Source organism: Ruegeria sp. AP7 (assembly GCF_056539905.1).
Genome location: NZ_JBQFVT010000008.1, coordinates 100,581 through 124,736 on the forward strand (window position 1 = coordinate 100,581; position 24,156 = coordinate 124,736).

Here is a 24,156-nt window from a genome sequence, read left to right on the forward strand (position 1 = left end):
TGATGTCAGATGAGCGCGGTTTTCGCCCCCGAGGATTGGGTGAGATTGCAATTCGCTGCGCCGATATGGCGGCAATGGTGCAATTCTATGAGAAGGTGATCGGGTTGCAGCGGCTGCAAGGCGACCATAACAGCGCCATCACCTTTTTTCGGATCGCCGAAGGGTTCGGCGGGCATACACAGGTGCTGGCCCTGTTTCACCAATCAGTTGGCTCTGAGCGTGGACCAGAGCAGACTGGCGAGACAGTGCCGGTAACAGGGGGCGCTTCGGCCCTGCACCATATCGCGCTGTCGGTGCCCTTTGCCGAGCAGGACGCGGTCATGCGCTGGTACGACCAAATCGGGCAGCCCTATCGGGTTGAGCATTTCGGCTGGATCGGCTGGCGCGGCATCTTCACTCAAGACCCCGAGGGGAACACGGTGGAACTTGTGGCTTACGATCCTTCGATGCTTGATCAGGCCTGATAGGAGCGTACAAACACGGGTTTGTCGTCTTCCGACAGATCGGCCCGGTATTCGTACCCGCCGCTATCAAAATCCAGCAGGCCTTTGGGGTCGGTCAGTCGATGTTGAATGATGTACCGGGCCATCGCACCACGCGCCTTCTTTGCAAAGAAGCTGACGATCTTGGGGGTGCCGTCCTTGTCCTCCATGAATACCGGGGTCACAACGGGCAGCTTCAGCGCTTTCAGGTCGACTGCGCTGAAATATTCCTGGCTGGCGCAGTTCACCAGAACTTTGCTGCCAGCCTCAGCAGCTTGGGCGTTCAGCGCCTTGCTCAGTTGATCGCGCCAGTATTCATAAAGGTTTTTGCCACGTCGGGTTTTCAGTTTGCTGCCCATCTCAAGCCGATAGGCCTGAATGGCATCCAGTGGGCGCAATACACCATAAAGCCCAGATAGGATGCGCAAATGATCTTGTGCCCAGGCCATTTCGTCGGCGTCCAGCGATGCGGCCTCAAGCCCCTGATAGGTATCGCCTGCAAAGGCCAAAGCGGCAGGGCGCGTTGCATCTGCTTCCGGCGCGTCTGAAAATACCCGGTACCTGTCCCGATTCAGGCGGGCCAAGTCGTCGCTCAGGTCCATCAGCTTTTTCAGATCGCCCAAGGTCAGGTTGCGGGCGGTCTTCGACAAGCGGATCGCGTCATCCTGAAAATCGGGTTGGGTGACTTCGACGTTTCGTTCTGCCCAATCCAGCCGCTTGGCCGGGGAAATCACTACCAGCATATCCACCCTCGTTTCTCGCCTGCTCAGGCGTATCTAGCCCGCTTGCTGCAGCACGTCCAGAAACGCCGCGCCAAACCTTTCGTGACGACGGTCGCCCAGAACTTGCTCCATCGCTCGTGGATCATCCGGGCGCAATTGCGCCACCTTGGCCAGTTGCGATGCCGAACAGCTCAGCGGTTTGTCGATCCCGTCGGGGCCCCGCGACAATTGTGATTGAACCTCAAGCAACTGATCGTAGATGTCGCCCTGATCGCGGCCGGCAAGCTTGCGCCGTGCCGGGTGCAGCTCTTCTACCGCGCCGATCAGCACCTCAAGGAAGGTCGCACCATAGCGCTCCAACTTTTTTGCCCCAATGCCGCTGATCCGGGCCATATCGTCCAGATTTGCAGGTCGGGTTTCCGCCATCTCGATCAGGGTGCGATCTGGGAAGATGACGTAGGCCGGAACCCGCGCGGCCTCGGCCAGTGCGCGCCGCTTGGCCTTGAGCGCCGAGAGCAGCGGCGCGTCCTCCTCGGACACCATCGCCTTGACTGCGGGACGACGGGTGGCTTTGCGGATCGTGTCTTTACGTAGGTCAATCTGCGCCTCACCCTTCAGGATTGGTTTGGCGGATTCGGTCATACGCAAGGCACCGTGGCGCTCGGGGTCGGGACGGACCAGATCGTGGCCCATCATCTGCCGAAAGATCGCCTGCCATTGCGGGCGCGACCAGTCTTTGCCGATGCCGTAGGTTGACAGGTTGTCGTGTCGCCGCGCGCGGATTTTGTCGGTCTCATTGGCCAACAGGATGTCGATCAGATGACCCGCGCCGAACCATTCTTCTGTGCGCAGAATAGCGGACAGGGCCATGCGAACCGGCGTGGTGCCATCGAACACTTCAGGAGGACTGTCGCAAAGATCGCATTTGCCGCAAGGTTCGATCTGTTCTCCGAAATATCCCAGCAGGGTCTGGCGGCGGCATTTTAGGGCTTCGGCCAATCCAAGCAACGCATTCAGGCGTGCATGATCCGCCATCCGCCGTTCAGGTGGGGCCAGCCCTTCGTCGATCTGCGCCCGGCGCAGTCGGATATCGTCAGGGCCAAACAACGTAAGGGTTTCGGCAGGACCACCATCGCGCCCGGCACGGCCGATTTCCTGATAGTAAGCTTCGATCGATTTAGGCAGGTCCGCATGAGCAACCCAGCGGATGTCGGGCTTATCGATGCCCATGCCAAACGCGACAGTGGCGACGACGATCAGCCCATCCTCGCGCGCAAAGCGGGTCTCGACGATGCGGCGATCTTCGGCCTCCACCCCGCCGTGATAGTGGCAGGCCGTGTGACCTTCGGCGCGCAGGGCTTGCGCAAGCACTTCGGTCTTGTTGCGGGTGCCGCAATAGACGATGCCGGATTGGGACTTTCGGGCGGCAGCGAAATCGAGGACTTGTTTGCGCGGTCCATCCTTGGCCGCAAAGGCCAGATGGATATTGGGTCTGTCAAACCCGCGCAGGAATTTACGCGGCTCAACACCGTCGAACAGCTTTTCGACGATCTCTTCCTGCGTTTCCGCATCCGCTGTTGCTGTAAAAGCGGCCAGCGGTACATTTAACGTGCGACGCAGCTCTCCGATCCGCAGGTAATCAGGGCGAAAATCATGGCCCCATTGGCTAACACAATGCGCCTCGTCCACGGCAATCAGATTGACGTTGATCCGACGTAGCATTCCCAGTGCAGACCCTGCAGCCAGCCGTTCCGGCGCCATATAAAGCAGCTTGAGCCGACCACCCTCTATAGCATCCCAAACGGCATCAGTTTCCTCAGGTGTATTGCCCGAGGTGAGCGTGCCTGCCTCGACACCGGCCTCTTGCAGCCCACGTACCTGATCGCGCATCAAGGCGATGAGCGGAGATATCACCACAGTTACCCCGTCGCGCAACAGCGCAGGCAATTGAAAACATAGGGATTTCCCGCCGCCGGTGGGCATGATGGCCAGCACGTTTTCGCCCGCGGCCACGGCATCGACAATCTCTTCCTGCCCGGGGCGGAAGTCGTCGAATCCAAAGACGTCTCGCAACAAGGGTGCGGAGTCGAACATGCGCCGGATGGTCCTGTATTAAGGTTTATCTGCTCTTAAGACAGGACCATCACATACTAAGATTCGGTGAACAAGAGGTCAGTAGAAATAGACCGCATTGTTGATCAGGATGATCCGCAGGGCATAGACCCCGATCAGCACGACCAGAGGTGTCAGATCCAGACCGCCCATGTTGGGCAGGATGCGACGGATGGGGCTATAGATCGGTTCTAATATCCGGTTCAGCCCATACCAGATTTGCGCCACCAGTTGCTGGTGTAGGTTAAGAACCTGAAAGTTGATCAGCCAACTCATGATCACATGGGCAAGAATGATGAACCAGACAATGTCTAGGATCAAAAGCAGGATTTGGATCAGCGACAGCATGGGCACTCCGTTCGTCAATTGCCCAGAGACCTAAGCGCGCCTGCGCCAAAGAGCAAGTCTGCAGCAACACAACGCTTGCGAATTACCGCAAAGCCCCCTCTTATGAATTCAACAAGAACAGGGGCAGAAATGGCGGAAATTTCCAAGCGCAAGCGCATCTGGGGCTGGTGGTTTTTCGACTGGGCTTCGCAGCCCTATCACACCTTGCTGGTGACCTTTGTATTTGGCCCCTATTTCGTAAGTGTTGCTGCACAGTATTATCTGACATCAGGTCTGGTGGAGGAGGCTGCCAAGGCGCAGGCGCAGGTTGTCTGGGCGAACGGCATGACCATTATTGGGCTGATCATTGCCTTTGGTGCGCCATTGCTGGGCGCCATGGCAGATGTCTCAGGACGGCGTATCCCTTGGATATTTGGATTTTCGCTGATGTACGCGGTGGGATCCGCGGCGCTTTGGTACACGATGCCTGATGGCTCGAATATGTGGCTGATGATTTCGGCCTTTGGGCTGGGCTTTGTGGGGGCCGAATATGCGCTCATCTTCATCAATTCTCAGCTGCCTGATTTGGGGGATGACAGTGAGGTCGGTGAGATCTCGGGATCAGGTTTTGCGTTTGGCTATTTCGGAGGACTGCTGTCGCTGGCGATTATGCTGGCACTGTTCGTCGAGCAGCCCAATGGCAAAACCCTGATCGGGATAGACCCGATGTTCGGTCTGGATGCGGCAACGCAGGAAGGTACTCGGTTTGTCGGGCCCTTCACAGCCGGGTGGTTCATCCTGTTCATGGTGCCGTATTTTCTTTGGGTCAGGGACGACCCGAATACTGATAAACAAGGCAGCGTGGGCGAAGCCTTGCGGTTGCTGGGAAAATCCGTCGCTGCCTTGCGTCATCGGGTGAGCCTGGCGACATTTCTTGGGTCATCGATGTTTTACCGTGACGCATTGAACGGGCTATATACGTTTGGTGGAACATACGCTGCGCTGGTCCTGGAATGGGATATCGTCAAGATCGGTGTGTTCGGGATCGTCAGCGTACTGGCTTCGGCCATCTTCGCATGGGTCGGCGGTAAGATGGATCGGAAATACGGCCCTAAACCAGTGATACTGGTCGCCATATGGGTTTTGATCTTTGTCTGCCTGACGGTTGTGTCGATGGATCGAACTCAGATCTACGGAATTTCATTGCCCGAAGGCTCTGGCTTGCCGGATATGGTGTTCTTCGGGTGCGGAGTTCTCATCGGCGGTATGGGAGGCATCCTGCAATCGGCCAGCCGATCTATGATGGTGCGCCATACTGATCCCGCCACCCCGGTTGAAAGTTTTGGGCTTTATGGGCTTTCGGGTCGGGCAACGGCCTTTGCAGCGCCGCTTTTGATCGGAATAGCAACGGCAGTGACCGGTAGTGCAAGACTGGGGGTGTCACCGATCATTCTGTTGTTTATTCTAGGACTAGTCCTGATGCGCTGGGTGAAACCGGAAGGGGATCAGAGCAGATGATTTTATTACGTTTTTTAGCCGTCTTAACGGTGATGACACTGGCAGGCACGGCAGGTGCGCAACCGCTGGCCAAGCAATTGTTCGGGGCCCAGAAGGTGGGGTCTCAGCAAAAATCAGCGGCTTTCGGCAGTTATTCGCGCGGGTGCGCTGCAGGGTCGGTGCAATTGCCCGAAACTGGGCCAACATGGCAGGCGATGCGCCTGTCGCGCAATCGCAACTGGGGGCATCCTCAGGCGATAGACTATGTGCAGAACCTCAGCCGTTTTGCCGCCAAACAGCCAGGGTGGAATGGTCTCTATATCGGGGATATCAGCCAACCACGGGGCGGGCCGATGACATCGGGCCATCGTTCGCATCAGTTGGGTCTGGATATCGATATTTGGATGCTGCCGGGTGACAACATGCGCCTTAGCCGTAAAGCGCGTGAGAATCTCTCGTCCATATCCTTACGCCGCGCGAACGGCGCCTATGTGAACGGCAACTGGACCAAGCAGCATCATGCGGTGTTGCGCGAAGCCGCCAAGGACAAGCGCGTTGCCCGGATCTTTGTGTTCCCTGGTGCCAAGGTGCAGATGTGCAATGACGAGAAGGGCAACAAAGCCTATCTGCGCAAGATTCGACCGTGGTGGGGGCATCACTATCATTTTCATGTGCGTCTGAAATGCCCAAGGGGATCGAAAGGCTGCGTCAATCAGGATCCACCTCCCAAGGGCGATGGCTGTGCAGAAGCGGAACAATGGGTCCGCAATATCCTCAATCCGCCTCCACCCGACCCAAATGCGCCTCCACCAAAGAAACGACGAGAATACCGTCTGGCTGACTTGCCCCAGCAATGTACCGCTGTTTTGCAAGCCAACTGATATTAGCGCTGCTGCTAACAGGGCAGGTTTGGGCAGTCGAGCTAAAGCGGGCTTCGTTGCTGGATACTTACGTCTGGCGCAACACTTCTGATTGGTTTGGTGGATTTTCGGCGATTCACATCGCAGAAGGCGGCGAACGTTTGATCGCGATCAGTGACCGGTCAAGGCTGATCACAGCGCGGGTCAATCGGGACGGTGATAAGATCATCGGTATCGAAATTCTCGGGCAATGGCCAATCCTGTCCAGCAACGGGCGCGTCCTGAAGGGACGGGCAGGGGATTCCGAAGGGATTGCGGTTGCCTCGGATGAAAGTATCTACATCTCGTTCGAAGGTGTTCACCGCATCGCACATTATACGGCGCACAACACAAATACACGGGTTCTGCCGCGTCCACGAGAGTTTTTGAATTTGGACCGCAACGGGTCATTCGAGGCGCTGGCGATCGACAATCGGGGACGGCTTTATACACTGACTGAAAAAAGCAGAACCCTTCGCGGGGATATCCCGATCTATCGTTGGGATGGCAGCCGCTGGTCAATGCCCTTTGTTCTGCCCGCGCGCGGAAAGTTCCTACCAGTTGCCGCTGAATTCGGTCCTGACGGGAGGTTTTATGTACTTGAGCGTGCCGTCGCATTCATTGGCTTTCGAACGCGCCTGCGTCGATGGGAGATTGTCAATGATGTCCCTCACTCCGAAGAAGTGTTACTCGAAACCGGCACCGGACTTCACGACAACCTCGAAGGATTGTCGATCTGGCGCGACGGTCAGATGCGTTTGCGCGCTACGATGATCTCGGACGACAACTTTCTGGCGCTGCAACGGACAGAAGTGGTTGAATACCTGTTGCCCGATTGACAGGTCGTTATCAAAGGTCTAAACGCACGGCCTGCCTTGGGATGAACCTGGGGCCAAGTCGCCGCTACCTTGTCAAAACGGGCATCTGAAAATGCAACGCAGCTTTATTCCCGGCATCATTGCCATGGCCGCCATTGTCGTGGCCTCAAACATCCTGGTCCAGTTCCTCATCTTTGATGGGCTGTTGACCTGGGGTGCTTTCACTTATCCGCTGGCCTTCCTGGTCACGGACATCATGAATCGCGTCTATGGTGTAGGTCCAGCCCGCAAGGTCGTGTTTGCCGGTTTTGTCACCGGTATCATATGCTCGCTGATCGGCAGCCAGATCATGCTGCAGGGTGACGGCTTCACCTATGCCGCCGTACCGCTGCGGATTGCCGTCGCCTCGGGCACCGCGTTCCTAATCGCACAACTGACCGATGTCACCGTGTTCAATTCGCTGCGTGGCGGACGCTGGTGGCGCGCACCGCTGGTCTCGACGCTGGTTGGGTCCGCACTGGACACCGCGCTGTTCTTCACCATCGCCTTCTCGGCTTCGGTCACCTTCTTTGGTGCCAATGCTGACGCCGCGATCAGTTGGGCGTGGGAGCCTGTGCCATTCATGCTGTCTGGCCCGATGGCGCCGCTCTGGGTGACACTGGCTTTTGCTGATTGGCTTGTGAAACTGTCACTGGCTTTGATCGCGTTGATTCCGTTCAAAGTGATCGTTGCCCGCTTGACCGCTGCACAGCCCGCGTAAAAAGTTCTTTGAGATTGGCACAAGTTGTGTCACGCTCCTTTCTAACCGCAACAGATAGAAAAGGAGGTGATCCAGTGTCGAGAAAGAGATTGGAGAGAGGTGTCGGAACAACCGGGGGGATCGCCTGTTAAGGCAGCCCTTGGCGGAGCGCTCGCTCCGGCTGGTCGATTGATCTAACCGACCCCACCTCCTGAACTTTCGAAGGGCCGTCCCACCGGGGCGGCCCTTTCTGTTTTTACCTGTGCCTAGTATGGTCTGACCCATGTTGCGCATCAACGACGATATCACCCTCCAAGACTGGGAAATGACGGAAAGCTTTGTGCGGTCTTCTGGTCCGGGTGGGCAGAACGTGAACAAGGTATCGACAGCGGTTGAATTGCGGTTCGAAGCAGCGCGCTCACCCTCCTTGCCCGACCCGGTCAAAAATCGATTGAAACGTATAGCTGGGCGGCGATGGACTAAGGACGGAGCGATTGTCATCCAATGCGAAGAAACCCGTTCCCAGGCCCGCAACCGCGAGATTGCGCGCGCCCGGCTGGGGGAGCTGATTGCCCGCGCCTTGGTCAAACCCAAGCGTAGGATTGTAACGAAACCGACCTATGGCTCGGTCAAGCGTCGATTGGCAGCCAAAAAAGCACGCGGTGATGTCAAGGCGCTACGGGGCAAAGTGTCCGAAGAATGAACTGGCATCTTGGCTCTTGGTTGATAGTCTGACCCGCAACAAGGGCAGGAGGGCAACAACATGAGGCTGGAGGGTAAAACCGCAATCGTGACCGGTGGTGCATCCGGGTTCGGTGCGGGAATTGTGCAAAAGTTCCTTTCTGAAGGTGCCCGCGTTATGATTGCCGATATCAATGGCGATGCCGCCCGCGATATGGCCGCTACATTAGGCCAGGATGCCATTTCTCAGCAAGTTGACGTCTCGGATGTGGACTCCGTTCAGGCCATGGCTGATGTCGTACACAGTGTTTTCGGATCGCTTGATGTTCTGGTGAACAATGCGGGCGTGACTCATATGCCAACGCCACTAGAAGACGTCAGTGAAGCTGACTTCGACCGGGTTTTTGCAGTGAACATGAAATCTGTCTACCTGACGGCGCGCGCTTTTGTGCCGGGCATGAAGGCGCGCGGTATGGGCGCGATCCTGAACGTGGCCTCAACAGCAGGTCTGTCGCCGCGCCCCAATCTGAACTGGTATAACGCGTCCAAAGGTTGGATGATCACGGCAACAAAAACGATGGCGGTGGAACTCGCCCCATCGGGCGTGCGTGTCAATGCGATCTGTCCGGTGGCAGGAGAAACGCCTCTGCTGAAATCCTTCATGGGCGAAGACACACCGGAAATCCGCGCCAAGTTCCTCTCGACCATCCCGCTGGGCCGCTTTTCGACCCCTGAAGACATGGCCAACGCCGCCTGTTTCCTGTGCTCGGACGAGGCCAGCATGATCACAGGCACCGCGCTTGAGGTGGATGGGGGCCGATGCATCTGATCCGCTCTTCATCTGGCCATAAATATCTCCACCGGAGGCAGCGCGCCGCGGCACGCTTTTTTGCCCAACATCAGAGGTTTCGATGACACCCGGCCCCAAAAACCTGATTACCGATGTCCCGGGCCTGAAGGTCGGCAATGCGCAGGACGAGGCGTTGAAATCGGGCACGACTGTATTGACTGCGGATCACCCTTTCACGGCTTCGGTGCATGTCATGGGCGGGGCGCCGGGCACGCGTGAAACCGATCTCTTGGCGGCCGACAAATCCGTTGACCGGGTTGATGCGATTGCGCTTTCCGGTGGATCGGCCTTTGGGCTGGATGCCTGTTCGGGTGTATCCGATGCCTTGCGCGCAGAGGGGCGCGGTTATGTAGCTGGTTCGGCGATCGTCCCGATAGTGCCGGGGGCGATTCTGTTCGATTTGCTTAATGGCGGAGATAAGGACTGGGTCGAAAACCCCTATCGCGCGCTGGGGAATGCCGCATATCTGAACGCCTCACCAGAATTTGAACTGGGGACTGCCGGGGCCGGAACCGGTGCATTGGCGGCAATGCATAAGGGAGGACTGGGCTCGGCCTCGCTAGTAATTGAGGATGGAACAACTGTTGGAGCACTGGTTGCAGCCAACCCGCTGGGCAGTGTGGGTACGCCCGGAGATCGCCATTTTTGGGCGGCACCATTCGAGATCGGTTCCGAGTTTGGCGGGCATGGTCCGGATCCGGCCTCGGATCTTGGCCGCATCCACACCAGCCGCAAGGCGGAGGCTATGAAACCAGCCCAGCCAGATCGGACAAACACAACCATTGCTATCGTTGCAACCGATGCTGCACTGACCAAACCGCAATGCCAGCGAATGGCGGTGGCTGCCCATGATGGCATCGCCCGCGCCATTGTTCCCGCGCACACGCCCGGCGATGGAGATCTTGTATTTGGCCTCAGCACAACTGCCCGTGAAGTTGAGGCCGAAGCAATGGCGATGATCGGCCACGCGGCCTCAATCTGTCTGGCGCGGGCGATTGCGCGCGCGGTCTATTTGGCTTCACCCAGTGCAGGCGATCTTCTGCCCTGCTGGTCTGCCGTACATGACTTAAGTTAAGGACGAACTAGTCTCTGCTGTGACACAGTGCCCTCGCGCGGCAATCTGCGCGTTGACTCTCTGCTGCGCCAAAGGTCCTTTCTGTGCAGCCAATTCGTATCGGAGCAAAAGCTATGAATCGTATCCTTGCCACCGCAATTGCTGGTCTGCTGGCCCTTCCCGCCTATGCTGAAGGTGACGCCGAAGCTGGCAAGAAAGCCTTTAACAAATGCAAATCCTGTCACCTGATCGCTGATCCCGCCGGTGAAGTGATCGTCAAAGGCGGAAAGACCGGACCGAACCTCTATGGTGTTGCGGGTCGTACCGCCGGCACTGTCGAAGGGTTCAAATACGGCGACAGCATTGTCGAAGCGGGTGAAAACGGCTTGGTCTGGGATGAAGAGACTTTTGTTTCTTACGCCCAGGACCCCAAAGCGTTTCTTAAAGACTATCTGGGTGAAACCTCGGCCAAGTCAAAAATGACCTTTAAACTGAAAAAGGGCGCTGAAGACGTTTACGCTTATATCGTGAGCGTTTCGGGCGAATAACCAGGTTCGTCTAGTTCATGTATAAAAGTGCAAAAGGCCGCAGCCCCTGCGGCCTTTCGTGCGGTTGAATGATGCCTCCATCGGCGTCACTTTGGATAAAAACCGGTATGACTTTGAGCACCGGGATTCGCCAACAGGAGACGACAGATGGGAATCATGATCCCGGCCTGGGTTGAAGGCGAACTGACCCCCGTTGACAAGCTTGAGGCACACGAAAAAGGCCTCAAGCACAAGGCGGTATCTGTCTTCGTTGTGCGCGGGACCGAGATTTTGCTGCAGCGCAGGGCGATGGGCAAATATCACACGCCGGGTCTTTGGGCGAATACCTGCTGCACACATCCAGATTGGGAAGAAAGCGCCTCGCATTGCGCGGTACGTCGTCTGCGCGAGGAGCTGGGCATTACCGGGCTATATCCTGAATATCGCCACAAGCTTGAATATCACGCCGACGTTGGCAATGGCATGGTTGAGAACGAGGTGGTCGATGTCTTTCTGGCGCACGTGCGTGGACCATTGAAAATCGAGCCTAATCCTGACGAAGTGATGGATATTCGTTGGGTCGACTATCACGATCTGCTGGCTGAGGTGAAACGGCACCCGAACCGCTTTACGCCATGGCTCAAGATTTATCTGCACAACCACGCGGATACGATCTTTGGGCCTGACTTGATTATCTCAGCCAAATCGTAACCCTGTCTTGCAAGGCGCTCGCAAGCGGAATACATCAACGCGTCATGGCCAAGCAAAAGCAGAAAACTGACCCGAATTACAAAGTGATTGCCGAAAACCGGCGTGCACGATTCGATTACGCGATCGAAGACGATATCGAGTGCGGCATCGTACTGGAAGGGTCCGAGGTCAAATCTCTGCGCGCAGGCGGGTCGAACATTGCTGAAAGCTATGCGTCGGTTGATGACGGAGAGTTGTGGCTGATAAACAGCTATATTGCGCCATACGAGCAGGCCAAGGTTTTCAAGCACGAAGAGCGCCGCCGCCGTAAGCTGCTGGTGTCGCGCAAAGAGTTGGCAAACCTGTGGAACGCGACTCAGCGCAAGGGTATGACGCTGGTGCCGTTGGTGCTGTACTTCAACCACAAAGGCCGGGCGAAGCTGAAGATCGGCATCGCCAAGGGTAAGAAACTGCACGACAAGCGCGAAACACAGGCCAAGCGCGACTGGTCACGCCAGAAACAGCGTCTGATGAAGGACCACAGCTAGAACGCCATGGTCGCCTGAACGGCTCGCTGCCAGCGCGCATAGGCCGCGTCTCGGTCGGCCTCGGCCTTCTGGGGTTCAAACCGACAGTCAAGATCCCAGGTTTCGGCGAATCCTGCCTGATCCGGGTAGACACCTGCTTTCATTCCCGCCAGCCAGGCGGCACCCAGCGCGGTGGTTTCCTGCATCACCGGGCGGTCAACGGGCGCGCCCAGAATGTCCGAAAGCCCCTGCATGGCCCAGTCCGATGCGCTCATTCCGCCATCGACGCGCAGGATCACGTCAGCCTCGGCCCCCCAATCGCCCTGCATTGCGTGCCATAGGTCGCGGGTTTGGAACGCGATGCTTTCCAACGTGGCGCGCGTGATTTCGGCGCGGCCGGAATTGCGGGTCAGGCCAAAGATTGCACCGCGGCAATCGGGTTTCCAATAGGGCGCACCGAGCCCGGTAAAGGCAGGCACAAGGACAACATGTTGGTTTGGATCAGCTTGCGCGGCCAGTTCACCGCTTTGCGGTGCGGCTTCGATGATTTGCAACGCATCGCGCAGCCATTGCACTGCCGCACCGGCGATGAAGATCGAGCCCTCAAGCGCATAAGTTTTCTGCCCGTCCAGCTGATAGGCAATGGTGGTCAGCAGGCGGTTCTTCGATTCAACCGGCTGCGCACCGGTATTGAGCAGCGCGAAACATCCCGTGCCGTAGGTGGATTTCATCATGCCCGGCTGGAAACAGGCCTGCCCGATGGTGGCAGCCTGTTGATCCCCTGCCACGCCGAGAATCGGGATTTCACTGCCAAACAGGGATGTTGATCCGAAATCTGCGGCACAATCTCGCACATCGGGCAACAAGGCCTGGGGGATGTCCAGCAAGTCACAAATCTCGCTGCTCCATTCCCCCTTGTGAATGTCGAACAGCAATGTACGAGCGGCGTTGGTGGCGTCGGTGGCGTGCATGCGCCCTTCGGTCAGTCGCCAGATCAGGAAGGTGTCGATTGTGCCGAACAGCAGCGCTCCCGCGGCGGCACGGTCGCGCGCGCCTGGCACGGTATCCAGAAGCCATTTGACCTTTGTGCCCGAGAAATAAGGGTCCAGCAGCAGCCCCGTCTGGGCGGTCACGTCATCTTCGCACCCCGCTTTGCGAAGACGTTCGCAAATTTCAGCAGTGCGCCGGTCTTGCCAGACAATCGCGTTGTGAATCGGGGCACCGGTGGCGCGATCCCAGATAACTGTGGTTTCGCGTTGATTGGTGATCCCAATTCCGGCGATCTGGCTGGCGGCAACACCCGTGGTTTCCAACACCTCCCGGCAAACGGTCAGGACGCTGTCCCAGATTTCTTCGGCATCATGTTCGACCCAGCCTTCCTGCGGGAAATGCTGCGTAAACTCGTGCTGCGCAGTGCCGACGCGCTGCATTTGCGCGTCAAACAGGATCGCACGAGACGATGTGGTGCCCTGATCGATTGCCAGAATATAGGTCATGACTGCGCCCCTCCCGCATTGGTTTTGCGGGACTTTAGCGCAAACAATGCCAAACGTGCCAGAGGGGAAATCAGACCTTTGACACCGGCAGATTATCGATCAGCCGCACGCCTTCAAGCATGGTCGCCGCGAACAAGCGCGCCGGGCGGTCGGCGTGGGCTAGCGGGTCCAGCGTATCGGCACAGCGGAGTTGGAGATATTCCACCTCAGCGAAACCGGCGGCCAGCAATTCAGCCTGGGCTTGCGTCACCAGCGAGTTGAACGCCTCACCATTCTCCAGAGCCTGAACAAGTGCGCGCATGATGCGATGTTTTTTAGCCGCAATTACCAACCCCCGATCTGACAGTCTCTGGTTGCGCGAAGACATGGCAAGACCCGAGGGCTCTCGTACCGTCGGGCAACCAATCACCTTGATCGGAATATCCAGATCGCGGGCCATCCGTCGGACGATCATAAGCTGCTGATAGTCTTTTTCCCCAAAATAGGCTCGATCCGCCTGCATTTGCAGGAACAGTTTGGCGACAACGGTCGCCACGCCATCGAAATGACCCGGGCGGAATTCACCCTCCATTGTGTCAGTCAGGCCCGAGACCGAGACTGTGGTGGCGAATCCCTCGGGATAGATCTCCTGAGGGTCGGGTACGTAAATCGCATCAACGTCATAAGGGGCCAGCTTTTTCGCGTCTTCCTGTTCGGTGCGTGGATAGTTGGCAAGGTCTTCTGGGTTGTTGAACTGTTTGGGGTTCACAAAGATTGTCGCGACCACCCGGTCGCAATCCGCCTTGGCGGCTTCGGCCAGTGACAGATGTCCTTGATGCAGCGCGCCCATAGTCGGGACGACTCCGATCACCTCGCCCTTTTGGCGCCATTCACGGGTCAGTGCACGCAAATCCGCCAACCGACGCAGAATAGGCGCGGTCATGACTTGGACCCTTTTGAAGGGGTCTGATCTGCAAAGACATGTTCGTCTGCCGGAAAGCTGCGGGCACGAACCTCGGCTGCGTATTCTGCAATTGCTGCTTCGGCCAGCGGGCCAAGATCGGCATAGCGTTTGACGAATTTTGGTTTGAAAGCAGTGAAAAAGCCCAGCATGTCGTCTACCACCAGAATTTGCCCATCACACCCGGCCGAAGCACCAATGCCGATGGTGGGGATCGCAATCTGGGACGTGATCCGGTCAGCCAAGCTTTGCGGAACCTTCTCTAACACGACGGAAAACGCACCGGCCTCGGCAACGGCACGGGCGTCGGCCAGTACGGCATCGGCCTGTTTGTCGCGCCCCTGTACCTTGTAGCCGCCCAGCGTGTTGATTGATTGCGGTGTCAAACCGATATGCGCCATCACCGGGATGCCGCGTTTGACGAGAAACCGAATGGTTTCGACCATCTCCACGCCGCCTTCCAGCTTGACCGCGCCTGCACCGGTTTCGGACATTAAGCGGGCCGCGTTGCGGAAGGCCTGCGCCGGGTCGTGTTCGTAACTGGCGAAAGGCATGTCGATCACCATCATGGCTCTGTCCAGCCCGCGGGCGACGGCCTGGCCGTGCATGATCATCATGTCCATCGTCACCCCGAGGGTCGAGGTCAGCCCGTGCAGTACCATTCCGACGCTGTCACCGACCAGAACAAAGTCACAATGCGCATCCATCAACCGCGCCATCGGCGTCGTGTAGGCAGTCAGCGAGACCAGAGGTTCAGTGCCTTTCCGGGCACGGATATCCTCAGCGTTCGGGGCTTTCTTGTGGGCGGTGGCGCTCATGATCACTCCTCGCAGGGTTCATGTTGCAGTGCGGCATAGCAGATGCGGCAGATGCAAAGAAACCCCGGTTGCGCCAACAATCCCTTGATTGACCCGGGGTTTCTGGCAGGATCGGTCTCAGAACGATCCGTAGTCAGCGGAATAGTCGTATAATGTGGGGAGAGATTTTCATGACAAAGCAGCGCTTTCGCTCATTCGCGTCGGCCTTGGCCCTAGGTGCCAGCCTGTTTGCCACGCAGGCTCTGGCTAAATCCGACATCACCATCGCCATGCAGCTAGAGCCGCCGCATCTGGACCCAACCAGCGCCGCCGCTCAGGCAATCGATTCGGTTGTCTACACCAACATCTTCGAAGGTCTGACCCGCTTTATGGGCGATGGATCGGTTGTTCCCGGGTTGGCTGAAAGTTGGGAGATTTCGGATGATGGCACGGTCTACACATTCAAACTGCGCGATGGCGTGACTTTTCATGACGGCACCACGATGGATGCCGAGGACGTCAAATTCAGCCTCGACCGGGCGACTGCGGAAGACAGCGCCAATGCACAAAAGGCTCTGTTCGCTGGGATTGAGACTGTCGAAGTTGTAGATCCTCTGACCGTTCAGGTGACGTTGAAGGAACCGAACGGTAATTTCCTCTTCAACCTTGCCTGGGGTGACGCGGTCATCGTTGCTCCGGAAAGTATCGAGAATATTAAGACCAACCCGGTTGGCACGGGTGCGTTCACCTTTGCCGATTGGGTGCAAGGGGACAGCATCACCCTGAATCGAAATCCCGACTATTGGGGCGATCAGCCCGCGTTAGAGACTGCAACGTTCAAATTTATTTCGGACCCGACCGCCGCCTTCGCCGCCATGATGGCCGAGGATGTGGACGTGTTCGACAATTTCCCTGCGCCCGAGAACCTGCCTCAGTTCGAGGCCGATCCGCGCTTTCAGGTCCTTGTCGGTTCGACTGAGGGTGAGACAATCTTATCGACCAACAACAAACAAGAACCCTTTGACGACATACTCGTGCGGCAGGCCCTAGCCCATGCCATCGACCGGCAAGCCATCATCGACGGCGCGATGTTCGGTTATGGCACGCCCATCGGCACCCATTTCGCGCCGCACAACCCGGCTTATGTTGATCTGACTGGTAATTCGGCCTACGACCCTGAGAAAGCTAAGGCCCTTCTCGCCGAGGCCGGATATCCCGACGGGTTCGAGACTACGCTGCATCTGCCACCGCCCTCTTACGCTCGGCGCGGGGGTGAGATCATCGCTGCTCAGCTGGCCGAGATTGGCATCAAAGCCGAGATCATCAATGTGGAATGGGCGCAATGGCTGGAAAGCGTGTTCAAAGGCAAGGAGTTCGGCCTGACCATCGTCAGCCACACCGAGCCGATGGATATCGGTATCTATGCGCGTCCTGACTATTATTTCCAATATGACAGCACCGATTTTCAGGCTTTGATGGACACGCTGAATTCCACCACCGACCCTGATGAACGCGCTCGTCTGTTGGGGGAGGCGCAGCGCCTGATCGCAACCGATTACGTCAACGGGTATCTGTTTCAGCTTGCCAAGCTCGGGGTTGCCAAGGCGGGTGTTCAGGGTCTGTGGGAAAACGCGCCCACCGCAGCGATCGACCTGACTGCCATCAGCTGGGACGAATAGACCCTAGGGAGGTCCGTGCATGGTCAAGTCAATCTTCGTCGCTCTTACCCTCGCGGCGCAGATCGCTATTACACCTGTTGCTCGGGCCGACTCATCGCTTGGCCAGGCGGTTGAGTTGTGGCTGCAAGGCGACGATGAGCAGGCCCTGCCCATGTTGGCAGAGCTTGCCGCTGAAGGTGACGTAGAAGCGCGCCTGTTACTGGGTCGGATCGAAACATCGGATCTGGGGCCGTCGCCATATCGTCAATCGCTGGGACCCAAACAGTCGCGAAAGCTTTTTCGCCAGAAAGATTGGTCGGCCTTTGGGCAGTCGTGGTTAACGGTCGAGGCACGCGCTGGAAACGAGTTGGCGCAAATCTTACTCCAGGCCAAGCATCCGAACCCCGATCTTGACCTGATCGCAAAACTCAACGCGCTTGGTGAGCATCAGGCCACGGATTATCCAACGCGCATCGTGGCTTTGTATGGTAACGCCAGCATGCGTGAGACGCTGCAGGCCAACGATCAAGTCATGCAGGCCTTGAAACCCTACTTGGCCTATCTGTCCCAAACTCCAGAACCACGCGGAGACGGGCTTGCGGCGTTGCGTCATATTCAATCTGATCCGGTCGACGCAAGCTCGGACCAGGCGCTGGGTATGGCGGGTCTGCTGGCGCTTGGGTTAGGGTACGGCGATATCTCACCGGACAACCCGTGGCGTCAATCGGTAGAGAACTGGCTGATGTCTTCTGAAGCAACACACCCCATTGCGCAACTTTGCAATCAGCAATGTGCCGATGACGCACCGGCCTGCGCTTTTGCGTTTTTGGCGCTGACGGGCGGGTACTTCGAGGTCATCCGTATCGACAGCCCGCTTGAAACGGTGATCCCGCAAAATGAATTTCTGGATAGCCCACGCGCCCGGTTGATGGTCCTGCGCCGCGCCGCGCTGGCTCGTACTGAAACCAATCTTGAATGGCTGTCAGAGACTGAGCCTGCCGCCAATCTCTCGGCCTGTGCGATCAAACTGGTCAACGACGAGCGACAGGCCTACGAGTAGGTGCTGGACCCGCGCAATCCAGACACTTAACCTGTTACCAATGCTACGTTATGCCCTCAAACGCCTGCTGTCGCTGATCCTGAGTCTGGCCGTCGCCTCGGTTGTCATCTTCGCGGTGATCGAGATTGCGCCCGGTGATCCGGCGTCGTTCATGCTGGGTGTGAACGCGCAGGCAGACACTTTGGCCGCCCTGCGGGCTGAATTGGGTCTCGATGTCTCCAAAGTCGAACGGTATTTCAACTGGGTCGGCGGGATGCTGGTTGGGGATTTCGGCACATCCTACACTTATCGCACGCCGGTGTCGCAGATGATTACGGATCGACTATGGGTGTCGTTGCCGCTGGCGTTGTACGCACTGACCCTGTCCACGCTTATTGCGTTTCCCGCTGGTATCTATGCAGCGGCACGGCGTGGCAAACCGGGTGACTTGGCTGTAATGGGCGCAACGCAACTCGGGATAGCAGTGCCGAACTTCTGGTTTGCAATGATGCTGGTGCTGATATTTGCGATCAATCTGCGCTGGTTCAATGCCGGCGGGTTCGCGGGTTGGGAAAACGGCGTCTGGACCGGCCTGCATTCTCTGACCCTGCCTGCGATCGCCCTAGCCCTGCCACAGGCGGCTATTCTTGCGCGGGTTATGCGATCAGCATTGCTGGACATTCTGGCCGAGGATTTTATGCGTACTGCCCGCGCCAAGGGCCTATCACGCCGTCAGGCACTGTGGCGACACGGGGTGCGGAATGCTCTGATTCCTGTGCTGACGATCATCGGGCTCCAATTTTCCTTCCTGCTGGCAGGCTCAATCATCATCGAACAGGTTTTCTATCTGCCAGGCCTCGGACGGCTGGTGTTTCAAGCGATTTCTGCACGTGACCTGATCGTAGTGGAATCGGTCGTCATGTTGCTGGTCTTCGCCGTCATCATGGTGAACTTTTGGGTCGATTTGGCCTATGCCGCCGTCGATCCAAGACTGAGGAGCAGGACATGAGCCGCAACCTGATCCTTGGTGCCGCACTGTCCTCGCTGGTGCTTCTGGCAGCGCTCGTATCGTTTGTCTGGACGCCATATGACCATGCCGCGCTCAATATTCCGGCCAAGCTGCAACCGCCAAACGCGCAACACTGGTTCGGCACCGATCATTTCGGGCGCGACATGTTCTCTATGATCATGGTCGGCGCTCGTACCTCGATTGCGGTAGCGTTGGTGGCCGTCGGGATCGGCATGGCGCTGGGCGTCCCCTTGGGCCTTACCGCTGCCGCGCGCAAAGGGTCGTGGCTGGACGAAGTCATCATGCGCGGCAACGATCTGGTCTTTGCATTCCCCTCTCTTGTCATCGCCATTCTGATCACCGCTGTCTTTGGTGCCGGGGCCATTAACGCGATCATCGCCATCGGTATCTTCAACATCCCTGTCTTTGCGCGCATCACCCGAGGTGCGGCCCTGTCGCTGTGGGAGCGCGAGTTCATCCTCGCCGCCCGCGTGTCAGGCAAAGGGGCGGCACGCATATCGGCTGAACACATCCTGCCCAATGTCGCCAATCTGCTGATCGTTCAGGGAACGATTCAATTCTCTCTGGGTATTCTGGCCGAGGCCGGGCTGTCTTATGTCGGACTAGGCGCGCAAGCGCCCACACCAAGCTGGGGCAGAATGCTGGCCGACGCGCAGACTATGGTCAGTTTTGCCCCGCATTTGGCTCTGATTCCGGGTTTGGCGATCATCGTGACGGTTCTAGGTCTGAACCTTCTGGGTGATGGCTTGCGCGACTGGTTGGACCCTCGGATACGGGTGGCCCGCGCATGAGCTTACTTGAGATCAAGGACCTTTCGCTAACCATTCACGGCACTCAAATCCTGAAACGGATCAACCTATCACTTGCGCCGGGGAGGATTGTGGCTGTGACGGGCGAGAGCGGTTCAGGCAAGTCTATTACCGCCCTTGCCGTGATGCAGTTGCTACCCAACGGGGCTGATGCGGAAGGGGTGCTGCAGCTTGACGGTCAGAACCTGCTGAATCAGTCAGAAGCAGAGATGTGCGCCCTGCGGGGTGCCGCGATCGGAATGGTTTTCCAAGAGCCGATGACTGCCTTGAACCCGGTGAAGACAATTGGCGATCAGGTGATGGAGACCATCCTGATCCACAAGGCCATGCCCCCCGCCCAGGCGCGCGCACGGGCCGAAGAGGTTTTGGCGCGGGTCGGATTGCCCACCGACCGGTTCCCTATGACACGCTTTCCGCACGAGCTGTCGGGTGGACAGCGTCAGCGTGTGGTGATCGCCATGGCGATTGCGTTGCGCCCCCGGCTACTGATCGCAGATGAGCCGACAACGGCGCTGGACGTGACGACGCAGGCACAAATCCTCGACTTGCTCAAAGGGCTGGTGACGGAATACGGCATGGGTCTGCTGATGATCACCCATGATTTGGCAGTGGTTGCTGGCATGGCGGATCAGATCGTGGTTATGCGGCATGGCGAGGTGGTTGAAACCGGCGCAACCGAACATCTGCTACGCCATATGCAACACCCCTATACCCGCACGCTGTTCGAGGCTTCGGGGCATCAGGTCAACCTGCCGGTAGCCCCAGAGCCAAGGCCATTGCTGGAAGTCGACAATGTGGTTCGGGACTACCGCCTGCCCAGAAAGCGCTTGTTCGAAGCACCTGGCCATCACCGGGCCGTCGATCAGGTTAGCTTTACGCTGAACCGAGGGGAACGATTGGGGTTGGTTGGTGAGTCCGGCTGTGGAAAATCGACCCTAACACGGGCGATATTGGGTCTCGAAGAGGTACAACAAGGCCGAATATCTCTGGATGGTCAGCCTGTATTTACAGGCCATAAACCCAATCTTGCAGTACGTCGCAAAATGCAGGTGGTGTTTCAGGACCCCTACGGCAGTTTCAATCCGCGCCACAGGGTTACGCGTCTGATCACCGAGCCGTTTCACCTACTCGAAACCCCGCCAACCGGGTCCGAACGGCAGGATCGCATCGCCGAAATGCTTACTGCGGTTGGCCTCAGTCCGGATGACTCAAGCAGGTATATCCACGAGTTTTCGGGCGGGCAACGCCAACGGATCGCCATCGCCCGTGCGCTGATCATCCAGCCCGAGTTGATCCTGTTCGATGAGGCTGTCTCGGCCCTCGATGTCTCGGTACGCGCCCAGATCCTCGATCTTTTGGTCGAGCTTTGTGAGACCTACGATCTGACATATCTGTTTATCAGCCACGATCTGAGTGTGGTTCGTACGATCACCGACCGCGTGCTCGTGATGCAGGCCGGCAAGATTGTCGAGCAGGGTGAAACCGAGCAGGTATTTACCAGGCCACAGCACCCTTACACGCGAACGCTAATCGATGCAGCGCCCAGTCTGCCAGAGATCGGACAGGGGGCTGCGTGATCCATAAGTGCCTTATTAGAGCCTACTTTAGGAGTTTTTGATGTCTAACCCCCTCTGGTTCGATCCCAGCCTGTGTCTGATTGGTGGTGAATGGAAAACACCTGTGTCAGGGCAATGCTTGACGCTTGTTAATCCCTCGGACGGCTCTGAAATCTGCCAGATCGCAAGGGGTAACGAACGCGATATAGATGCTGCGGTGCAGGCCGCCCGTTCTGCGCGCGATGAGGAATGGGGTCGCATGACCGCGCTGGAAAGGGGGCGTGTTCTCACCCGGTTGGGGCAACTGGTTCTGGGACGGGTGGATGATCTGGCACAGCTTGAGGCGATGGATGTCGGCAAACCGCTGACCCAGGCACGGGCGGATGCCGTTGCCTTGGCGCGGTATTGCGAGTTTTACGGCGGTGCTGCGGATAAAGTGATGGGCGAGACCATTCCCTACCTTGATGGCTACACCGTTTACACGCTGCGCGAACCGCATGGTGTGACCGGCCATATCGTGCCGTGGAACTATCCGATGCAGATCATTGGCCGCTCGGTCGGGGCGGCGCTGGCGATGGGCAACGCGTGCGTTCTGAAACCGGCGGAAGAAGCCTGCCTGACCGCATTGGCCTTCGCTCATCTGGCTATTCAAGCGGGCTTGCCACCCGGAGCCTTGAATGCGGTGCCCGGACTGGGAGCCCAAGCAGGCGCGGCGCTATCGGCACACCCAGATGTCGATCATATCTCCTTCACCGGTTCGGTCGCGACGGGAGCACTTGTGCAGCAAGCGGCTGGTCGAAATGTTGTCCCGGTGACGCTGGAATTGGGCGGCAAGTCGCCGCAACTGGTCTTCGATGATGCCGATCTGGATGCCGCGCTGCCGTTTCTGGTGAATGCGGGCATTCAGAATGCGGGCCAAACCTGCTCGGCCTCATCTCGCATTTTGGTTCAGCGGGGCGTTTATGAGCAGGTCAAGTCTCGCATGGCCGACGCATATAGCGAGCTATCCGTGGGACCGGCGATGAACGATCCGCGCGTCGGGCCGTTGATCTCGGAACGGCAAAAACAGATCGTAAACGGTTTTCTTGAGAAGGGCGCGGATTTGACCATCGCCGGACAGGGGCAAATCGTGGAAAACGCCCCAGAAAATGGGGCTTATGTCCTGCCCACACTCTTTGCTGACGTCCCTCCTGACCATGTGCTTGCGCGGGATGAAATATTTGGCCCGGTTCAGGTTTTGATACCGTTTGAAACCGAGGAAGAGGCTCTAAGCATAGCGAATAGCACCGACTATGGCCTTGTCGCCAGCGTCTGGACGCGGGATGGGGCACGCCAGATGCGACTGGCCAAGGGGCTGCAGTCGGGGCAAGTCTTCATCAACAACTATGGTGCGGGCGGCGGTGTTGAGTTGCCTTTTGGAGGTGTTGGTAAATCCGGCCACGGCCGCGAAAAAGGCTTCGAAGCGCTGTACGGGTTCTCACAGCTTAAGACGGTCGCTGCCTATCACGGCTAAACGATCACCTCGATCGCTTTCTGCGCTCCGACGCCAAAAACCCGCTTGTACCGCTCAATCTGATCTGTTGGCCCCATTGCCTTTTCCGGGTTGTCAGACAGCTTCACGGTTGGTTTGCCATTGGCGGACACTGCCTTACAGACCAACGAGAAGGGGGCCAGCGCGTCATTTGGAACAAGCCCGCGAAAATCGTTGGTCAGCAGAGTGCCCCAGCCAAACGATACGTTAGTCTGATCAGCAAACTGGGCGTGCAGCTCGCGAATTTTGTCCACGTCCAATCCGTCCGAGAAGATAATGCGTTTCTGAGTGGGGTCTTCACCTCGAGATTTCCACCAATCAATTGCAATTTCGGCCCCGGTTGCAGGATCGCCGCTGTCGATACGTATTCCTGTCCAGCCTGCCAGCCAGTCGGGCGCGCGGTCTAAAAACCCTTTGGTGCCATAGGTATCAGGTAGAATAATACGCAGATTACCGTCATGTTCTTCATGCCAGTCGCTAAGCACATCATATGGCGCTTGGGCGAGCGCAGCGTCATCTTCAGCCAGAGCCGAATAGACCATGGGTAATTCATGTGCATTGGTGCCGATAGCCTCTACTTCGCGGCGCATCGCAATCAGGCAGTTGGACGTACCGGTGAAAGATGGTCCCAAACCTTCGATCATCGCCTGCACGCACCAGTCCTGCCACAGAAACGAATGCCGCCGTCGTGTGCCGAAATCCGCAATCCCCAGCCCCTCAATGTTGCGAAGCTGGGCGATTTTTTCCCAAACGCGTGTCATTGCGCGGGCATACAGCACCTGAAGCTCGAACCGGCGCATCCCGTTTAGAACTGCGCGCGAGCGGAGCTCCATCAGCACAGCCAATGCTGGGATTTCCCACAACATGACCTCGTGCCACTTGCCTTCGAAGGTCAGTTCATACTGATCGCCTTTGCGTTCCAGATGATAAGGCGGCAGACGCAGATTTTCGAACCACTCCATGAAATCAGGACGGAACATCTGGCGTTTGCCATAGAACGTATTGCCGCGCAGCCAGGTGCTTTCGCCCCGGCTGAGACTGAGGGAGCGGATATGATCCAGCTGTTCACGCAACTCACCTTCATCGATCAATTTGGCCAATGGAACGTGATTCGACCGGTTAATGAGCGAAAAAACCACGTCTGTTTGGGGCTTATTTCGAAACACTGACTGGCACATCAGCAGTTTGTAGAAGTCTGTGTCTATTAATGACCGCACAATTGGGTCAATCTTCCATTTGTGATTGTAGACCCGCGTCGCGATGTCGACCATGGGGACCTCCTGCGATTTCCGTTGTTAGATCAATCAGCGCGCTGATTGGCAAGAGTCGCTGGATTGGTAACAATGCCCATGACAAGTCACATTGCGGGCATATT

24 protein-coding genes are annotated in these 24,156 nt (G+C 57.5%); 17 read left to right on the top strand and 7 right to left on the bottom strand.

Features of this window, described 5'->3' with window-relative positions; genetic code table 11:
• Positions 1-2 precede the first annotated feature (2 nt).
• A complete protein-coding gene (locus tag ACR0KN_RS14980; RefSeq protein WP_010438409.1) occupies positions 3-464 on the top strand; it encodes a VOC family protein in 462 nt (153 codons plus the stop codon).
• Here ACR0KN_RS14980 and yaaA read toward each other — a convergent pair.
• The 3 genes from yaaA to ACR0KN_RS14995 all read right to left on the bottom strand — a co-directional run bounded on the left by yaaA (position 455) and on the right by ACR0KN_RS14995 (position 3,664).
• A complete protein-coding gene (gene yaaA, locus ACR0KN_RS14985; protein WP_480654650.1) occupies positions 455-1,225 on the bottom strand; it encodes a peroxide stress protein YaaA in 771 nt (256 codons plus the stop codon). The genes ACR0KN_RS14980 and yaaA overlap by 10 nt on opposite strands.
• A gap of 33 nt (positions 1,226-1,258) precedes the next feature.
• Positions 1,259-3,298 carry a DNA helicase RecQ gene (recQ, locus tag ACR0KN_RS14990; RefSeq protein ID WP_480654652.1) on the bottom strand — a complete coding sequence of 680 codons (2,040 nt, stop codon included), beginning with the start codon at positions 3,296-3,298 and terminating at the stop codon, positions 1,259-1,261.
• Between the two features lie 78 nt (positions 3,299-3,376).
• The gene (locus ACR0KN_RS14995) at positions 3,377-3,664 is read right to left on the bottom strand and encodes a YggT family protein (protein ID WP_010438415.1); all 288 of its coding nucleotides are present in this window, start codon (positions 3,662-3,664) and stop codon (positions 3,377-3,379) included.
• 129 nt (positions 3,665-3,793) lie between these two features.
• Here ACR0KN_RS14995 and ACR0KN_RS15000 point away from each other — a divergent pair, with 129 nt between their 5' ends.
• From ACR0KN_RS15000 to smpB, 10 genes are all read left to right on the top strand, one after another.
• Complete coding sequence (locus ACR0KN_RS15000; RefSeq protein WP_480654655.1) at positions 3,794-5,161, top strand: MFS transporter; 1,368 nt, start codon at positions 3,794-3,796, stop codon at positions 5,159-5,161.
• Positions 5,158-6,021 (top strand): penicillin-insensitive murein endopeptidase, encoded by an 864-nt coding sequence (gene mepA / locus ACR0KN_RS15005; protein ID WP_480654657.1) that lies wholly within the window; start codon positions 5,158-5,160, stop codon positions 6,019-6,021. The genes ACR0KN_RS15000 and mepA overlap by 4 nt, the downstream gene beginning before the upstream one ends.
• On the top strand, positions 5,994-6,878 hold the full coding sequence (locus ACR0KN_RS15010; RefSeq protein ID WP_480654659.1) for an esterase-like activity of phytase family protein: 885 nt from the start codon (positions 5,994-5,996) through the stop codon (positions 6,876-6,878). The genes mepA and ACR0KN_RS15010 overlap by 28 nt, the downstream gene beginning before the upstream one ends.
• A 91-nt stretch (positions 6,879-6,969) precedes the next feature.
• On the top strand, positions 6,970-7,617 hold the full coding sequence (locus tag ACR0KN_RS15015; RefSeq protein ID WP_010438419.1) for a queuosine precursor transporter: 648 nt from the start codon (positions 6,970-6,972) through the stop codon (positions 7,615-7,617).
• Between the two features lie 262 nt (positions 7,618-7,879).
• Entirely contained in the window at positions 7,880-8,299 is a 420-nt protein-coding gene (gene arfB, locus ACR0KN_RS15020; RefSeq protein ID WP_480654661.1) for an alternative ribosome rescue aminoacyl-tRNA hydrolase ArfB, read from the top strand.
• A 60-nt stretch (positions 8,300-8,359) separates the two neighbouring features.
• On the top strand, positions 8,360-9,106 hold the full coding sequence (locus ACR0KN_RS15025) for an SDR family oxidoreductase (protein ID WP_480654663.1): 747 nt from the start codon (positions 8,360-8,362) through the stop codon (positions 9,104-9,106).
• 82 nt (positions 9,107-9,188) lie between these two features.
• The gene (locus ACR0KN_RS15030; protein ID WP_480654665.1) at positions 9,189-10,202 is read left to right on the top strand and encodes a P1 family peptidase; all 1,014 of its coding nucleotides are present in this window, start codon (positions 9,189-9,191) and stop codon (positions 10,200-10,202) included.
• Between the two features lie 113 nt (positions 10,203-10,315).
• Complete coding sequence (locus ACR0KN_RS15035) at positions 10,316-10,729, top strand: c-type cytochrome (RefSeq protein WP_010438429.1); 414 nt, start codon at positions 10,316-10,318, stop codon at positions 10,727-10,729.
• Positions 10,730-10,876: 147 nt separating this feature from the next.
• On the top strand, positions 10,877-11,419 hold the full coding sequence (gene idi / locus ACR0KN_RS15040) for an isopentenyl-diphosphate Delta-isomerase (protein WP_170471553.1): 543 nt from the start codon (positions 10,877-10,879) through the stop codon (positions 11,417-11,419).
• A gap of 44 nt (positions 11,420-11,463) precedes the next feature.
• Positions 11,464-11,946 (top strand): SsrA-binding protein SmpB, encoded by a 483-nt coding sequence (gene smpB, locus ACR0KN_RS15045; RefSeq protein ID WP_170471555.1) that lies wholly within the window; start codon positions 11,464-11,466, stop codon positions 11,944-11,946.
• On the opposite strand, the gene glpK is transcribed toward smpB, so the two are convergent.
• From glpK to panB, 3 genes are all read right to left on the bottom strand, one after another.
• Positions 11,943-13,421 carry a glycerol kinase GlpK gene (gene glpK, locus ACR0KN_RS15050; protein ID WP_480654668.1) on the bottom strand — a complete coding sequence of 493 codons (1,479 nt, stop codon included), beginning with the start codon at positions 13,419-13,421 and terminating at the stop codon, positions 11,943-11,945. The two genes, smpB and glpK, sit on opposite strands and share 4 nt — an antisense overlap.
• A 70-nt stretch (positions 13,422-13,491) precedes the next feature.
• Positions 13,492-14,343 carry a pantoate--beta-alanine ligase gene (panC, locus tag ACR0KN_RS15055; RefSeq protein WP_480654670.1) on the bottom strand — a complete coding sequence of 284 codons (852 nt, stop codon included), beginning with the start codon at positions 14,341-14,343 and terminating at the stop codon, positions 13,492-13,494.
• Positions 14,340-15,179, bottom strand: coding sequence for a 3-methyl-2-oxobutanoate hydroxymethyltransferase (gene panB / locus ACR0KN_RS15060; protein ID WP_170471560.1), 840 nt, complete (start codon positions 15,177-15,179; stop codon positions 14,340-14,342). The genes panC and panB overlap by 4 nt, the downstream gene beginning before the upstream one ends.
• 170 nt (positions 15,180-15,349) lie before the next feature.
• Between panB and ACR0KN_RS15065 the strand changes: the two genes are divergently transcribed.
• From ACR0KN_RS15065 to ACR0KN_RS15090, 6 genes are read left to right on the top strand one after another with little or no spacing between them, the layout of a single operon-like run.
• Positions 15,350-16,837 (top strand): ABC transporter substrate-binding protein, encoded by a 1,488-nt coding sequence (locus ACR0KN_RS15065; RefSeq protein ID WP_480654672.1) that lies wholly within the window; start codon positions 15,350-15,352, stop codon positions 16,835-16,837.
• A 19-nt stretch (positions 16,838-16,856) separates the two neighbouring features.
• Positions 16,857-17,876 carry a hypothetical protein gene (locus tag ACR0KN_RS15070; RefSeq protein WP_480654674.1) on the top strand — a complete coding sequence of 340 codons (1,020 nt, stop codon included), beginning with the start codon at positions 16,857-16,859 and terminating at the stop codon, positions 17,874-17,876.
• Positions 17,877-17,916: 40 nt separating this feature from the next.
• Positions 17,917-18,864 carry an ABC transporter permease gene (locus tag ACR0KN_RS15075; RefSeq protein ID WP_480654676.1) on the top strand — a complete coding sequence of 316 codons (948 nt, stop codon included), beginning with the start codon at positions 17,917-17,919 and terminating at the stop codon, positions 18,862-18,864.
• On the top strand, positions 18,861-19,676 hold the full coding sequence (locus tag ACR0KN_RS15080; protein ID WP_480654678.1) for an ABC transporter permease: 816 nt from the start codon (positions 18,861-18,863) through the stop codon (positions 19,674-19,676). The genes ACR0KN_RS15075 and ACR0KN_RS15080 overlap by 4 nt, the downstream gene beginning before the upstream one ends.
• Positions 19,673-21,271, top strand: coding sequence for an ABC transporter ATP-binding protein (locus tag ACR0KN_RS15085; protein ID WP_480654680.1), 1,599 nt, complete (start codon positions 19,673-19,675; stop codon positions 21,269-21,271). Before ACR0KN_RS15080 ends, ACR0KN_RS15085 begins: the two co-directional genes overlap by 4 nt.
• A 40-nt stretch (positions 21,272-21,311) precedes the next feature.
• Complete coding sequence (locus ACR0KN_RS15090) at positions 21,312-22,763, top strand: aldehyde dehydrogenase family protein (protein ID WP_480654682.1); 1,452 nt, start codon at positions 21,312-21,314, stop codon at positions 22,761-22,763.
• Here ACR0KN_RS15090 and pncB read toward each other — a convergent pair.
• Complete coding sequence (gene pncB / locus ACR0KN_RS15095; protein WP_480654684.1) at positions 22,760-24,052, bottom strand: nicotinate phosphoribosyltransferase; 1,293 nt, start codon at positions 24,050-24,052, stop codon at positions 22,760-22,762. The two genes, ACR0KN_RS15090 and pncB, sit on opposite strands and share 4 nt — an antisense overlap.
• Positions 24,053-24,156 lie beyond the last annotated feature (104 nt).